Source organism: Sediminibacillus halophilus (assembly GCF_900103695.1).
Lineage (GTDB): Bacteria > Bacillota > Bacilli > Bacillales > Amphibacillaceae > Sediminibacillus > Sediminibacillus halophilus.
In genome coordinates this window covers 791,352-804,877 of record NZ_FNHF01000001.1, presented here as the reverse complement: position 1 = coordinate 804,877, position 13,526 = coordinate 791,352, and the positions used below count along the sequence as shown (strand labels likewise).

General features: G+C 42.4%; 15 protein-coding genes. 11 read left to right on the top strand and 4 right to left on the bottom strand.

Annotated elements, in window-relative coordinates; genetic code table 11:
- Window positions 1-245: 245 nt before the first annotated feature.
- The gene (locus tag BLR82_RS04060) at window positions 246-725 is read left to right on the top strand and encodes a GNAT family N-acetyltransferase (protein ID WP_074597699.1); all 480 of its coding nucleotides are present in this window, start codon (window positions 246-248) and stop codon (window positions 723-725) included.
- Between the two features lie 171 nt (window positions 726-896).
- On the opposite strand, the gene BLR82_RS04055 is transcribed toward BLR82_RS04060, so the two are convergent.
- The gene (locus BLR82_RS04055) at window positions 897-1,790 is read right to left on the bottom strand and encodes a fructose bisphosphate aldolase (protein ID WP_074597698.1); all 894 of its coding nucleotides are present in this window, start codon (window positions 1,788-1,790) and stop codon (window positions 897-899) included.
- A gap of 354 nt (window positions 1,791-2,144) precedes the next feature.
- On the opposite strand from BLR82_RS04055, the gene BLR82_RS04050 reads away from it, so the two are divergent.
- Both BLR82_RS04050 and BLR82_RS04045 read left to right on the top strand, forming a co-directional pair.
- Window positions 2,145-2,378 carry a hypothetical protein gene (locus BLR82_RS04050; protein ID WP_139186886.1) on the top strand — a complete coding sequence of 78 codons (234 nt, stop codon included), beginning with the start codon at window positions 2,145-2,147 and terminating at the stop codon, window positions 2,376-2,378.
- Between the two features lie 148 nt (window positions 2,379-2,526).
- Window positions 2,527-3,690, top strand: a complete 1,164-nt coding sequence (locus tag BLR82_RS04045; RefSeq protein ID WP_074597696.1) for an amidohydrolase family protein — start codon at window positions 2,527-2,529, stop codon at window positions 3,688-3,690.
- 45 nt (window positions 3,691-3,735) lie between these two features.
- On the opposite strand, the gene guaC is transcribed toward BLR82_RS04045, so the two are convergent.
- The gene (gene guaC / locus BLR82_RS04040) at window positions 3,736-4,719 is read right to left on the bottom strand and encodes a GMP reductase (protein WP_074597695.1); all 984 of its coding nucleotides are present in this window, start codon (window positions 4,717-4,719) and stop codon (window positions 3,736-3,738) included.
- A gap of 337 nt (window positions 4,720-5,056) precedes the next feature.
- Between guaC and BLR82_RS04035 the strand changes: the two genes are divergently transcribed.
- From BLR82_RS04035 to BLR82_RS04015, 5 genes are all read left to right on the top strand, one after another.
- The gene (locus BLR82_RS04035; protein WP_074597694.1) at window positions 5,057-5,713 is read left to right on the top strand and encodes a ribonuclease H family protein; all 657 of its coding nucleotides are present in this window, start codon (window positions 5,057-5,059) and stop codon (window positions 5,711-5,713) included.
- A 160-nt stretch (window positions 5,714-5,873) separates the two neighbouring features.
- A complete protein-coding gene (locus BLR82_RS04030) occupies window positions 5,874-6,239 on the top strand; it encodes a PadR family transcriptional regulator (RefSeq protein WP_074597693.1) in 366 nt (121 codons plus the stop codon).
- Complete coding sequence (locus tag BLR82_RS04025) at window positions 6,214-6,876, top strand: permease prefix domain 1-containing protein (RefSeq protein ID WP_074597692.1); 663 nt, start codon at window positions 6,214-6,216, stop codon at window positions 6,874-6,876. The genes BLR82_RS04030 and BLR82_RS04025 overlap by 26 nt, the downstream gene beginning before the upstream one ends.
- A gap of 10 nt (window positions 6,877-6,886) precedes the next feature.
- Window positions 6,887-7,951 carry an ABC transporter permease gene (locus BLR82_RS04020; protein WP_074597691.1) on the top strand — a complete coding sequence of 355 codons (1,065 nt, stop codon included), beginning with the start codon at window positions 6,887-6,889 and terminating at the stop codon, window positions 7,949-7,951.
- Entirely contained in the window at window positions 7,951-8,661 is a 711-nt protein-coding gene (locus BLR82_RS04015) for an ABC transporter ATP-binding protein (protein ID WP_074597690.1), read from the top strand. The genes BLR82_RS04020 and BLR82_RS04015 overlap by 1 nt, the downstream gene beginning before the upstream one ends.
- Before the next feature lie 276 nt (window positions 8,662-8,937).
- Here BLR82_RS04015 and chbG read toward each other — a convergent pair whose 3' ends face one another.
- Both chbG and BLR82_RS04005 read right to left on the bottom strand, forming a co-directional pair.
- The gene (gene chbG, locus BLR82_RS04010; protein ID WP_074597689.1) at window positions 8,938-9,636 is read right to left on the bottom strand and encodes a chitin disaccharide deacetylase; all 699 of its coding nucleotides are present in this window, start codon (window positions 9,634-9,636) and stop codon (window positions 8,938-8,940) included.
- Between the two features lie 17 nt (window positions 9,637-9,653).
- Window positions 9,654-10,382, bottom strand: a complete 729-nt coding sequence (locus BLR82_RS04005) for a GntR family transcriptional regulator (protein ID WP_074597688.1) — start codon at window positions 10,380-10,382, stop codon at window positions 9,654-9,656.
- 377 nt (window positions 10,383-10,759) lie between these two features.
- On the opposite strand from BLR82_RS04005, the gene BLR82_RS04000 reads away from it, so the two are divergent.
- The 3 genes from BLR82_RS04000 to BLR82_RS03990 all read left to right on the top strand — a co-directional run bounded on the left by BLR82_RS04000 (window position 10,760) and on the right by BLR82_RS03990 (window position 13,516).
- On the top strand, window positions 10,760-12,049 hold the full coding sequence (locus BLR82_RS04000; RefSeq protein WP_083334695.1) for a PTS sugar transporter subunit IIC: 1,290 nt from the start codon (window positions 10,760-10,762) through the stop codon (window positions 12,047-12,049).
- 252 nt (window positions 12,050-12,301) lie between these two features.
- Window positions 12,302-12,610: a PTS sugar transporter subunit IIB gene (locus BLR82_RS03995; protein ID WP_074597687.1), complete on the top strand. Its 309-nt coding sequence runs from the start codon at window positions 12,302-12,304 to the stop codon at window positions 12,608-12,610.
- Window positions 12,611-12,781: 171 nt separating this feature from the next.
- Window positions 12,782-13,516: a YkgJ family cysteine cluster protein gene (locus BLR82_RS03990; protein ID WP_074597686.1), complete on the top strand. Its 735-nt coding sequence runs from the start codon at window positions 12,782-12,784 to the stop codon at window positions 13,514-13,516.
- Window positions 13,517-13,526 lie beyond the last annotated feature (10 nt).

The window sequence follows — 13,526 nt, the reverse complement described above, 5'->3', positions numbered from 1 at the left end:
AAGAGCATCACTTGGCAAATAATAAACTTGGTAATTGGCAATACCTCTATTTTTTCGTAATCGTTATGCTGGTGGCATCATTTTTTGATCTGTAACCGCTCTTTTTTCAGGAATGGGGATAGAATGCTGAAGGATGGTCAGAAGTGGGTGGATCTGTCGTTTTGTTTAGGGCCTTTGTGCCTGTCTGTGAGTTATAAGGAGTGTTACTATCGCTTGTAAGAGAGAGGGAGAAGGAGGAAGCAGGAATGGATGATCAGCAATATATTTTTAAAAAAATGACCCAACAGCAGGCGGAAGAAATCGCCTATAAGTGGCATTATCCAGGTGAATACAGTTTTTATGATATGGAAGCGGATGAAGAAGACCTGGAGGAATTTTTAGATGCAGATCAGCGTGCGGATGATTACTATGTAGTGGAAGAGAATGGTCAATTGATGGGATTTTTCAACTTTCATCAAAAGCAGAATGGAAAGGTGGAAATCGGGCTTGGTATGAAACCTGAATATACAGGGAAGGGGAGAGGGCTGGATTTTCTTCAAGCTGGATTGGAACTTGCGATTAAAACCTATTGCCCGTCAGCAGTCACGTTATCCGTAGCAGCCTTTAATAAAAGGGCGATCAGGCTATATCAAAAGGCAGGTTTTGTCGTAGTCGGTACATTTATTCAAAACACAAATGGAGGCAGCTATGACTTTGTATCAATGGAATGGAAGCTAAGAGAATAAACGAGCTTGAAAACATAGTCGACGAATGAGACGCTAGACCAAGATAAAGACAAAACAGCATCCTTGCTATCTTCCTGAATTTATAGCAATATCGTCTATCCCTCTCTGCTTAGATAGATAAAACCAGCAAGTACCATAATGGAACTTGCTGGTTTTATTTTTTTGACAAATTTATTTTTTGTTAACAGATGCATCATAAATGGATTCTACTGCATCTCGAAGGGCAGCGTTGAATTCCTCATCTGTTTGATTGACATTTAAGTCAGCGCTCAATGCTCTGGAGAAGCTTGCAATCAAACCGTCATTTTCTTTTAATTTCTCATTGGCTTCATCACGGGAGTAACCGCCTGAAAGGGCTACAACACGTACAACACGTGGATGATCGATTAGCTCTTTATACGTGTTTGCTACGGTAGGAATTGATAACTTGAGCATCACGTTATCTTTATCATCAAGCTTATTCAAGTGGGCGAGAATCTCGTCCTTTAAGATTTGCTCTGATTTTTCTTTATCGTTACTATAAATATCTACCTCTGGTTCAATAATTGGTACTAATCCAGCTTCGATGATTTGTTGTCCAATCTCGAATTGCTGATCAACAACAGCCTTTATTCCTTCCGGATTGGCTTCTTTAATAACGGAACGCATTTTTGTCCCAAAGATATGGCGTTCGTTCGCTCGTCTTAGTGTCTCATCCAAGTCGTGAATGGGCTTCATCAACTGTACACCGTTGGATGCTTCTGCCAATCCTTTGTCAACTTTTAGAAAAGGTACGATTCCTTTTTTATCAGCGAGATAGTCAGCAGTGTACTGGCCTTCTATTTCCCGATCCATGGTTTGTTCAAACAAAATGGCGCCCAGAATGTGAGTAGAGTCAAAAGCAGGGGACGTAATGATACGGGTCCGCATTTCATGGACAAGATCAAACATCTCCTCTTCGTTTGAATAAGCGTCTTCGGAGACACCATAACCAGCCAATGCTTTCGGCGTACTTCCACCGCTTTGGTCAAGGGCTGCAATAAAGCCTTTCCCGTTTTTGATTTTCTCCAATTGATTTGCTTGCATCTTTCCCACTCCTTTACCGGATTTCAATCACTTCTCCTGTATAGTGATAGAACAGAAGACAGCTTCCACCCTTTAGTTTAGCCTAAATAAAAGAAAACTTGTAGTAATCGGACTTGAAGTTAAAAGGGATAGATAATAGAAATGATAAAAATTCCTTCTCAGACAAGCATGGTCAGATACGTTGTCCTGATCTATCCTATATTGTTCTATAACCTGTTAAGCGAAACGTCTAAACATGCACTAATTTTCCATGTCGTACGATGGACCAAAGTTCAGATTTAAACGAGAAATTTGCAGGAATTTTTCTTGCCATAAAGAATGTAATGCTTATGGAAGAATGAGAAGGAGGTGGTAGTGTTGCGGATGGAGGATGAAATAGCTGCAAAAGTCCATCGGATGCGAGAACTTCACGAAAAATTTTCTCAAGGTCATTATCAAGAAATGAATGATAATTACTCTGATCATTTTATCGGCAGGCTTTACATGCCTGCTGAAGATAAAGTATTGACCTTTACAGGAGAAGAAATCAAGCAGGGTAACCAACAGGCGGCAGACTATTATCATGGCAAGGAGCTCAAATTCATTTAATCAGACTTACAGATTATTCCGCAGTCCGAAAAACAAGCAGCTGTATCTTACTACGTCACACATCAGGCAGACGGGAAGCGTGTAAACGCACTTTCGTTAGAAGTGTGGAAAAAAGAAAAAGACGGGGAATGGAGAATGATAAGGTGGTATGAAGAAAAAGGTCCTGGACAGCCAATTTAAATGGTATCTGCTTTATTTGTCTGCATATTTTGGGTTTATCGCAGGTATTGTTTTTGGTGGCATGAACCAAGTAAGTGATGTAGTTATAAGTGATACGAACTATGTGGCGGATACCGACATGGCCGAAGTCCTGGAAAAAATGAGAGAGGATAAGGGCGAGGAACCGCTTCATGAGGTCTACCGTGATTTACCTGTAATCGATGTGCATAGCCATAGTGTAGATGACGTTCATAGGAGCGAGACTCGAAACATGGATCATACAAACTCCGGGATAGACGTATGGGAAAAGTATGGAATCGATAAAACAGTCTTGTTCGGAGATGTTTCCGAGCCTTCTGCTGTCTGGACGGATCGACTTTCCTGGCGCTATTACCAAGTGTATCCTGATTTGATTTATCCTTCTTTCGCCGGTGTTCCTCTCGAGAAGGGTGAGGGTGGGCTGGAAAGAGTGAAAGAAAACCTGGAACAGGGATATCTGGCAGTGGGAGAGCTTTATGTGGCCTCCACTCATTCACCAAGTGCAAATGTATTATGGAAAGGCAAGCATCCTTATTGGGGAGAGCTCCCCGAAATTTATCAACTTTTAGCATCTTACCATGCCCCCGTGTTATTACATATCGATCCGCCGGAAGGCGTAAATATTAACTATCTGAAGGCAGCCCTTCGCAAGAACCTGGATACGATTTTTATCTTTGCGCATGCCAATGTCTATAATTCTCCCGACAACCTCGAGCCGCTGCTTGCTGAATTCGACAATCTTTACATTGATTTTTTTGCGGGTTTTACCAAGTACAATTCAAAAAGCAGCCACAAACTGACGGATTTTGTTCCGTTAATCGAAAAATATCCTGACCGTTTTTTTCTCGGTTCTGATTCAGGAGTGGAAATCGGCATTGATAAAGCTTATCAGGCTATGTACGAAGTCATTGACCGATTGACTCCTCAAACAGCAGTGAGAGTCGCCTATCAAAATTATGAGCAAATAATAGAAAATCAGCCGCCAACCGAGACGCAGAAACGAACCATTAAAGAACTCGTGAGGGAGTTATCGCTGGAAGGCAAAACGTATCGACTCAATAAGCGGAAGGCCAATGAATTAATCTTTTCCTTGCAGAACCAGGTGAAGAGATAATGACATACAAACAGGAGAGCGGTAATGCCGCTCTCCTGTTTGCCGTTAATATACTTTGTCGCCGTTGAAAATGGAATTTTTAACAACTACATAGTCCACATTGCGAATGGCTTCAAGCTTGTTGCCTCCCGCGTAAGATATCGCTGACTGTAAATCCTGTTCCATCTCTTTCAGCGTATCGGAAAGCGAACCCTTATGCTCGACAAGCATCTTTTTCCCTTCGACATTCTTCTTTTCCCCTTTTTGGAACTCAGAAGCAGAACCGAAATATTCTTTGAAAAGTTTGCCGTCCGTTTCGATGGTCTCACCAGGTGATTCTTCGTGGCCCGCAAACAGTGATCCAATCATAACCATGGAGGCGCCAAACCGAATGGACTTCGCAATATCCCCATGCGTCCGGATACCGCCATCAGCAATGATCGGTTTACTGGCAGCTTTTGCGCACCAGCGCAACGCGGCTAATTGCCAGCCGCCAGTTCCAAAACCAGTTTTGATTTTCGTAATACACACTTTACCTGGCCCTATTCCGACTTTTGTCGCATCGGCACCGGCATTTTCCAATTCCCTTACGGCTTCCGGAGTACCAACATTTCCTGCAATGACAAAGCTGGCAGGCAACAGTTTTTTAATATGCTGAATCATGTTGATAACAGCATTTGAATGGCCATGGGCTATGTCGATGGTGATATATTCCGGCGTAAGCTGCGCTTTTGCCAGTTCTTCTACAAAACGGTACTCTTCTTCTTTAACCCCCACACTAATAGAAGCGATTAAACCACGATTCTTCATGTCCTTCGTAAAAGCCAGGCGTTTCTCTGGTTCAAATCTGTGCATAATATAGAAATAACCATTTTCGGCTAAATAGAGTGCGATATTTTCGTCGATTATAGTCTGCATGTTGGCGGGAACTATCGGAAGTTTGAATGTGTTACCGCCAAGCGTTACTGTTGTGTCACATTCTGAGCGACTGTCTACGATACACTTTGCAGGGACTAGTTGTATATCTTCATAATCAAATACATTTTCCATGTTGCACACCTCTAAACACGAATATTTTAAACAAGTTAAATGTTATTGTTCGTACATAGGGTAATTTACATCATTTTATTCTAGATGTCAAAGGTTTTATTTGGTTAAACCAGAACTATCTTTTATAAATAGAGTTTCACAGGATGATTTCCGTTCTTCTTTGGAAAGAATGATATAATACATGCTGGCCGGGTACATTAGTTATTAAACTAATAGGCAAGTAAAGGAAGCTGTCTTAGCCCTTGGATCGAGGAAGCTCGCCTGCCGGATTGTATCTTACGCGCATAGTCTTTTTTAAACGACTATCTAAAATCGTCCTGATTAAGGAGGCAGTCTTATGGATATCCGAATTGAAATGTCATACCAGACCCCGAAGGGAACTACTACCAGTTTCCAGTCAGAAGAAATGAATCCTGGAAAAGCCATTTTGATAGCAGAGGACTTAGAAAAATCTGGGCGAGCAAAGCAAATTAAATTTCTTGACAGCCGTGATACAGAATGGACTTTAAAGGAATTAAAAAAATTTATTGCAGAAATTGAAACGGAACCACATAATGTCACGGTGTATTTTGATGGCGGCTTTGACCAGGCGTTACGGCATTCGGGTTTAGGATGCGTTATTTATTATGAACAAAACGGAAAATCGCTTAGGCTCCGCAAAAATGCCCAAGTAGAAGAGTTGGATACGAACAATGAAGCTGAATATGCTGCGTTTCATTTGGCGCTGCAAGAGCTTGCATTCATGGGGGTGCATGACCTTCCTGTAACGTTTATCGGTGATTCGCAGGTTGTCTTACATCAATTGAGTGGAGAATGGCCGTGTTATGAAATAGAACTTTCCAAATGGATAGATCGTATCGAAACACAGTTGGATAAACTGGGTATTGATCCTTCCTATCAGCTTGTTTCCCGTAAGTTGAATAAAGAAGCCGATCAGCTTGCTACACAGGCACTGCGTGGGATAAATATAACCGGCACCAAAGAGGTAAATTAACCATAATAAATTGATATATGCTGAAATCGGGAGCAGAGACAGCTTCCGGTTTCAGCATTTTTTATTTGATTATACTTTGTAACATATTATTATTTGTGATAAATTACATTGACAGACAAAGTAATATGTTTTAAATTGTATCGTAGGAGGTGAAGATAAATTGGCTAGCAACATTTCGACAGACCTAATCAGGGGTCATACCGATACGATTATATTGAATGTTTTGCAGCAAGGCGATAGCTACGGTTATCAAATTTATAAAACGATTATCGCTTTAAGCGGAAATCAGTATGAATTAAAAGAAGCGACGCTTTATACTGCATTTCGTCGGTTGGAGAAGGAGGGGTATATCGCCTCCTATTGGGGTGATGAAACTCAAGGGGGGCGTCGAAAATATTACCGCATTACGGAGACGGGTGTTGAGCGGTACAGAAAGAACAAACAGGACTGGCATTTTGCCAAGAATGTATTGAATCAATTAATCGAGGGAGGAATTCAGAATGAAGAGAATAAACCAGGATCTTAATCAGAAGGTTCGATCCTATGTAGACAATTTGTTTGCTGGAATCGGTGAAAGTCAACAATTATATGAATTAAAAGAGGAGCTGTCCATTAATCTGAAGGAAAAGATTATTGATTACAAAAAGGCCGGCATGAATGAAGAGGAAGCCTTTAAGGAGGCGGTTAGTTCGCTGGGAGACCTGAGCGGCCTGATCGAGGATATGCGGCAGATCGGCCAGGACCAGACAAGGAAATCTGTTTATTCATCCATGACTGCCCGTGTTTCCACTGCGGGGTTAATTACTGGCACACTGGTCGGTCTGTTCGGTCTGTTGACGATGGCCATGTTGTATTTTATGGGGTTGCCCCTTGAGGCTGTGACCGGACCGGCTATCTTTATCGTAGTCGGCGGAGCCATCGTCGCTTACAGTTTGTTGACAAGGGAAACCAACAAAAAGTACGCCATGACCAAAGTGCGTGCCATGCTATATGGTTTGTCGGTCGGATTAATTTTGTTCAGCTTGTTTACAGCCTTTACTTCCGGTTTTGCGACAGGTGAAATTTTCATCGGAATCAGTTCCTTCATGGTATTTTTCTTGGCCGGGTTTGGCTTGTTGCTCGGACTGCTGTTCACAGGGACAGACCGGAAAAAAGAAAGGTAGGGGGAGTGTTATGTTTTTAGCATTCAAAGAATTAAAATTTTCCAAGCTGAAATATGCAATGGTCGGCTTTATTTTAACAGCAATTCTTTTCCTGTTGTTTTTCGTTAATGGCCTGGCAAGCGGATTGGCTACTGCAGACAGTTCCTCGCTAAAAAATCTGCCCGCAGATTATGTAGTGATGAATTCGGAAGCCGAAGGGAATATTTTAAAATCGGAAGTTGGCGAAAATGCGCAGGAAGAGTTGGGAGACTCTGTCGCAAAAGATCAATTCACTCCACTTACGATTACCATGTCTACAGTGAAGGGGAAAGATGCTGTCGCAGATGTGGTGTACTTTGCATTAGAGACAGATCATCCATCTCTTCCGCCAGTCATTGAGGGAAAGCCAATAGAAGAGATTACCGGGGAAGAGGTCGTAGTGGATGAATCAATAAAAAGGCAGGGATATGCCTTGCATGATACCTTGCATGATGAAAACCTAGGTGCGGATTTTACGATTGCTGGCTTTCTTGAAAATCACACCTACAGTCATATGTCGGTTGTTTATACGAATTTAAATGATTTTAACAAGCGGTCATTCAGCAATCCGGACAAAAATCAGGCACTGCTTTACTATGGAAAGGAAACAGACGTGGCAAAGATGGATGTTTTGACATTAGAAGAGACAGTAGAATCGATGCCTGGTTATTCTGAAACACAAGGCTCGCTGCTGATGATGGTCACATTTTTGTTTATTATCTCAGCATTTGTGTCAACTGTATTTTTCTACGTGATTACGATTCAAAAAAGAAACCAATTTGGTGTTTTAAAGGCAATCGGAGCCAGCACTGCTTTTATCGCAAAAAGTTTGGTGTTGCAGGTGGTTTTCCTAACAATCTCTGGTCTTGTCCTCAGTCTGCTCGGAGTATCAGGGATGACGAAGTTACTTCCTGATGAAATGCCGTTTGAGATCTCCTGGCAAATGATTGGCTTCACGGGCATTGTTTTCTTAGCACTTAATGTTTCCGGTTCGCTGGTATCCGTTCATCAAGTTGCAAAGACGGATGCTTTGGAAGCAATAGGGAGGGCTGATTGATGAATGGGATTATAAAACTGGATAATATATCAAAGGTATTTTTGGATGGTGATAGATCGGTCGAAGTATTGAAAAGTGTTTCAATGGAAATAAAACGGGGAGAGTTCGTGGCAATTGTCGGTCCTTCCGGTTCTGGGAAAAGCACCTTACTATCGATTATGGGAGCATTATTGACACCAAGCAGCGGATCGATAGTACTCAGCGGACAAGAAGTGACCAATGCCAGGGCGCGACAATTGAAAAAAATTCGTAAACACAAACTAGGATTCATTTTTCAGACCGCACATTTGATTCCGTATTTAACGGTACAAGAGCAGTTATTATTGGTAGCGGAAATTGTCTCAAAAAGAGACCGGGAACAGCGAGAAAAAGCCGCACACTTAATAAATGATTTGGGATTGGCCCATCGGGAAAACAGTCGTGTGGACCAGCTATCCGGCGGGGAAAAACAGCGGGTTGCAATTGCCCGGGCATTTATGAATGACCCTGATTGTATCTTGGCCGATGAACCAACAGCCAGCCTTGATTCAGAGAAAGGGAGAAGGGTGGTAAAGATGTTGAGGAAAGAAGTGAAAAATAGACAAAAGAGTGCGGTTATGGTCACACATGATGAACGTATGCTGGATTTATGTGATAGAGTTCTCTATTTGGAAGACGGCATGATGTATGAGGAGCGGAAGATTCATGATGAAAAGCTCCCTTTGCGTTAAAGCAGAAGGAAGCTTTCCGAAAAAAATTGTCAGTTTCGTCCCTTGAAGACAGGGACCGGGGAGAAGTGTTGGCGCACTTCTCTCTATTTATTATAACGAATAAGATAAATTGATTCTACTAAGTTAACCTATTTATAGTGCGTGTTCAAAAGGAGGATGAAAACGGCTGGGAAATTTGAGGAGGGGATAGATTAAGTACTAGAAGTATGCGAACTGACACGAGAGTAGCCAACGAAAAAATTGAAGGATTATTTTCACGGACATTTTTGACAGCCTTTATAGAATCCTCACCCAATCTGGTATTTTCAGTGAACAAAGGATTTCTCTTTCAGCATTGCGTGGTTCTGCATAGGAACTGATTGCTTGAAGCTCGGTATCCACAAAAGCCGGATGGGTCATGACCTCCACTTTGTCGGCTGGGATCATGCGTAATTGATCGAATATGTTGCTGGTTACCCCTTTACCATAAAAGTCTGTCCACAGGGCTTCGGTCAATAGATAATCGGGACTTGTGCGAAGCGATTCTACAAAGCGAACGGGAACTCGATAGTCTTCCGCTAATCGAAGCGTTAACTCCCTCAGTGGTTCCCAGCCATGAATATGGTGGTGGCTGTCGATATGATGAAGGGGTAACCCTGTGGAAAGAAACGCCTCCATTTGTGTCCGCCATTCTTTTTCGGTTTCCTTCAGATCAGGAACAGTCCTTTTACGAAAATCACTACGCCAGCGAAAAATGCCTTCTCTGTCGACAATCGAATGTAAGTCAGGGCAGAGAGCTTTTCCCCAAGTAAGAACAAGGTGGATTCCGACTTTTAAACCAGGATGCCGTTTTGCGGCTTTTACAGCATGTTCAACGGCAGGTCCGTTCATCATTAATGTAGCGGAACCTACCACCCCATTCACAAAAGCCTCGATGATTCCATCATTCACGCCTTTCGTCAAGCCAAAATCATCTGCATTAAATAAAACTTCCATCTGTTTCCTTCCTTTATTTATGGATTTTGGTCATACAATCGTTCGATGATGAAATTTGTTTTGTCTCCGCGAAAGTAGGAGCGTGAAAATTCGATTTTATTTCCGTGTTTATCTTCTGCAGTTGTCTCGATATAGAAGAGTGGCAATCCAGCGTCACAACGTAAATGGCTGCATATCCGCTCGTTTGCAAAGGTGATTTCTACTTGTTCGGTTGTCTTGGCGATATGAAGTCCGAAGACTTCTTGTAAAGCTGCATAGAGGGAGGTTTCGGCATGTTTTTTTGTAAGACCTGGAGCCATGCTCCAAGGAATATAGGATACCTCGTATTGGGTTGGATCTTTATCGGCCAGCCGGATTCTTTCTATCCGTTGAACGGCATCATTCCTGGATATGGATAAAGAATGGGAAAGATGTTGGTCAGCAGGGATGACCTGAAGTCCGAGTAACATAATTTTTGGTTTCTTTCCCTGTATTGCAACCTGGTCGCTATATCGTTTGATTGTATGGGAAAGGGTTTGTTTTACCTTTTGATCTGCCACATACGTTCCCCGGCCTTGATGTCGTGCCAGATAACCTTCTTGTGTCAATTGATTCAGGGCTGTTCGCACGGTCGTTCTGCTCACGTTAAACCTGTTGCAAAGTTCCATTTCCGTCGGAATCTTTTCACCAATTTGGTAATGGCCGGTTTTAATGCTAGTAAGCAATTCCTCTTTAATGAATTCATGTAATGATAGATTTTTGTTCATTGTATAACTCCCATCTGCAAAGCGGCTAATACACAAAATGCCTTTGGTTTGTTATGACAAATCCGGCTCTTACTCCCTATTGTATGGGAGGAGAATTATTTGTATGATACATTTTCTGTGCCTTTGACGCATAAACATCTTTAAAAAGAACTTGTCACGACATTCGACTCCTGATCTGTGAAAGGAATGATCAACAATGTGAAGGATGGGTAACTAGGTGTTGGCTGCGGACTGAATAGGAATGGCCTTGATTTGGTGAAGTTTAGGAATGAACCGACAGGAAAAAAGCAGGGGAGTTAATGGAAATGTTGATTCGGATCATCTGCGGACTGGCATATGCCGACTCCTGCCATCAATTCATTTAGGGGGTAATCAGAATGAATCATCCGCTCATGCAAAGGTTTATTGAAGTAGCCGGGAGGATAGGAGCTCAGCGCCACTTAGTTGCTATCCGAGATGGATTTGTCGCTATCATGCCACTGGTTATCATTGGATCGCTAGGAATCCTGATAAACAATTTTCCACCTTTCGGAAGTTTCGATTTGCCAGGTATTTTAAATGGCATTTTTGGAGAAGGAAATTGGCAAAAGGTTGGCGGGAGCATTTGGAATGGCACGTTTGCAGTTCTCGGTTTGTTGATCGCATTTTCCATTGCATATAACCTGGCAAAATCTTACGAAATAGACGGTTTATCTTCAGGATTAATAACTGCTGCTGCTTATATCATGCTTGTACCGGAAACCCCTGACTGGGGCTTGAGTTTTGCCTGGTTGGGGGCTCAAGGATTGTTCGTCGCAATCATACTTGCCTTGGTTCTTACTGAATTATTTCGATACCTGCTCCAATCCAGGCTTGCGATAAAAATGCCGGAAGGGGTTCCCGATGGAGTTTCCCGTTCGTTTACCGCCCTGATTCCTGCATCCATCATTTTGATTCTCGTAGGCTTATTCCAAGCCTTGATGAGTCACTTCGCGGAAATCAGTATTTTTGAGTGGATTTTCAATATCATTCAAGAGCCTCTGCAAGGACTTGGAAATACGCTGCCGGCGGCAATGGTCGTATCCTTTTTGAATCACTTGTTATGGTTCTTCGGTTTACATGGAACCAATATTATTGGTTCTGTCATTGAGCCGGTTTATCTGCCGCTCATCGAAAAAAACCTTTCTTTGTACCAAAGCGGCGTTTCCGCTTTTGATGTCCCAAATATCGTGACCAAACCTTTCCTTGATTCTTTTGTGTTTATGGGCGGTTCTGGGACGACGATTGCTTTGCTGATCGCAATATTTTTTGTCATCCGCCAAGAGAAAAACCATCCATATCGGGAAGTGGCAAAGCTGTCAACACCTGCTGGCCTTTTCAATATAAATGAACCTGTTATTTTTGGCCTGCCAATCGTATTAAATCCAATTATGATGCTCCCCTTCATACTCATTCCTGTAATACTTACCGTTACTTCCTATATCGCGCTGGCAACTGGAATTGTTCCTAAAACAGTAGCGATACTTCCTTGGACGACGCCTCCTATTTTGAGCGGGTACCTGGTGACGGGAGGAAGTTGGCGTGGGATTGCTCTCCAGATTTTCAACCTGGCGTTGGCAGTAATTCTATATATTCCGTTTGTGGTGGCTGGTGTCCGGGCGTTAAAACAAAGAATGGAGACACGGTAGAGGCGAGAATTGGAAAACCTCGGTATGTGATAACTTCACGGTCAAGACGGCCTTCAGCGATGAAAAGGAGGATGAAATTTCTCAGATTTTATCAGAGCTGTTTTCCAAAACATCAGGCAAGATTTGCTTGCTATGAAAATATGACAGATAGAAAATATAGTGTTCCTAGTATGTCTTTTGAGAGTACGTGAGGATTGAGATAGAAGTAGTAGGCGATAAAAACCTTTATATGGAAAGGGGGAGGAAAGGAAAATGAATATCATTCTTGTATGCTCGGCTGGTATGTCGACCTCGATGCTAGTTACCAAAATGAAAAAAGCAGCAGAAGATAGGGGAGTGCCGGCAGATATCGAAGCGGTTTCCGAGTCAGCGCTTAAGCGTAAACTGGATAATCTCGACGTGGTGCTGATAGGACCGCAAGTAAGGTATTTGGAGAAAAAAATAAAAAGCCAGTTGGAGCCTAAGGGAATAAAAGTTGCAGTAATCGACCAAATGGCTTATGGCATGATACAAGGAGAAAAAGTACTTGATCAGGCGCTCGGACTATATAAAGGGAAATAAATCGTTTTTGCGTGCGGGTTGCCAGGAGCGCTTTGTAGGAAAGAGCGTTCCTGGCTTATTTGTATTGGTGAACCGCTAGGATGCAGTAAACAGAAATACAAAGTTCCTATTTACATATTCCGTGAAAAAGGGAACAATAAGAAAGCAGCACTTAATGAGGGAGATTAATGCATGGGAAAATATCTAAGCTATAAAGAAATTCAAAATAGATGCGGTAAATTGCAGGAAAAATATCAGATTGAGGAAGAAAGGTTTTATCGTGTGGTGGAAATATGGGCGGAAAGCAATGTTTCGCCGGGAGACAAATTGCTCGGAAGTTTTCATGAGTTGCTGCATATCGTCAACGAGGAAATGGACACGATTGAAAGTAACTTGGACTTGGCGTCCTCTTGTCAGATGGGCTGTGCTTTTTGCTGCTATTATCCTATTATTATCAACAAGATGGAAGCTAAGCTGATGAAACAGGCGATTGCGGCCTTTCCTGAACAACGCAGGAAGAAGCTTCATGCTCATTTTACTCATTATTTTCAGGAGTACGGCAGCCAGCTTGAAGAACTGTCAGCCATTGAAACGGAAACCGACCAGGAGTTCAAACTTGCCTACCGGGTAAAACAGCTGCCTTGCGTCATGCTCGATACAGAAACCAATCAATGCATGGCTTATGAAATCAGACCGATTCCTTGTCGCACTTACGTAAATTACGCTGATCCAAAAGTTTGCCAGCAAAACCTCATGCCAAAGGAAACCGTCAGCTTCGAGTTTTTATATGGCGAGTATATGGGCGCACTCAATGAATTTCTGCAATTCCTTTATGAAGAAGAAGATACAGCCTTCATTGACTATCCAAACGACCTTTATACCCAAGATTACCTGTTTAATTGGTTCAAAGAGGGCGAGAGGGACTGACTAGGGGGTC

What these genes read in the sequence shown, in the direction of transcription:
- BLR82_RS04000 (WP_083334695.1), top strand. Translation starts at nt 10,760, where the DNA reads ATGAATCATCCGCTCATGCAAAGGTTTATTGAAGTAGCCGGGAGGATA.
- BLR82_RS04055 (WP_074597698.1), bottom strand. Translation starts at nt 1,790, where the DNA reads ATGCAAGCAAATCAATTGGAGAAAATCAAAAACGGGAAAGGCTTTATT.
- BLR82_RS04025 (WP_074597692.1), top strand. Translation starts at nt 6,214, where the DNA reads ATGAAGAGAATAAACCAGGATCTTAATCAGAAGGTTCGATCCTATGTA.
- BLR82_RS04015 (WP_074597690.1), top strand. Translation starts at nt 7,951, where the DNA reads ATGAATGGGATTATAAAACTGGATAATATATCAAAGGTATTTTTGGAT.
- BLR82_RS03990 (WP_074597686.1), top strand. Translation starts at nt 12,782, where the DNA reads ATGGGAAAATATCTAAGCTATAAAGAAATTCAAAATAGATGCGGTAAA.
- BLR82_RS03995 (WP_074597687.1), top strand. Translation starts at nt 12,302, where the DNA reads ATGAATATCATTCTTGTATGCTCGGCTGGTATGTCGACCTCGATGCTA.
- BLR82_RS04005 (WP_074597688.1), bottom strand. Translation starts at nt 10,382, where the DNA reads ATGAACAAAAATCTATCATTACATGAATTCATTAAAGAGGAATTGCTT.
- chbG (WP_074597689.1), bottom strand. Translation starts at nt 9,636, where the DNA reads ATGGAAGTTTTATTTAATGCAGATGATTTTGGCTTGACGAAAGGCGTG.
- BLR82_RS04060 (WP_074597699.1), top strand. Translation starts at nt 246, where the DNA reads ATGGATGATCAGCAATATATTTTTAAAAAAATGACCCAACAGCAGGCG.
- BLR82_RS04035 (WP_074597694.1), top strand. Translation starts at nt 5,057, where the DNA reads ATGGATATCCGAATTGAAATGTCATACCAGACCCCGAAGGGAACTACT.
- BLR82_RS04045 (WP_074597696.1), top strand. Translation starts at nt 2,527, where the DNA reads ATGAAGAAAAAGGTCCTGGACAGCCAATTTAAATGGTATCTGCTTTAT.
- guaC (WP_074597695.1), bottom strand. Translation starts at nt 4,719, where the DNA reads ATGGAAAATGTATTTGATTATGAAGATATACAACTAGTCCCTGCAAAG.
- BLR82_RS04020 (WP_074597691.1), top strand. Translation starts at nt 6,887, where the DNA reads ATGTTTTTAGCATTCAAAGAATTAAAATTTTCCAAGCTGAAATATGCA.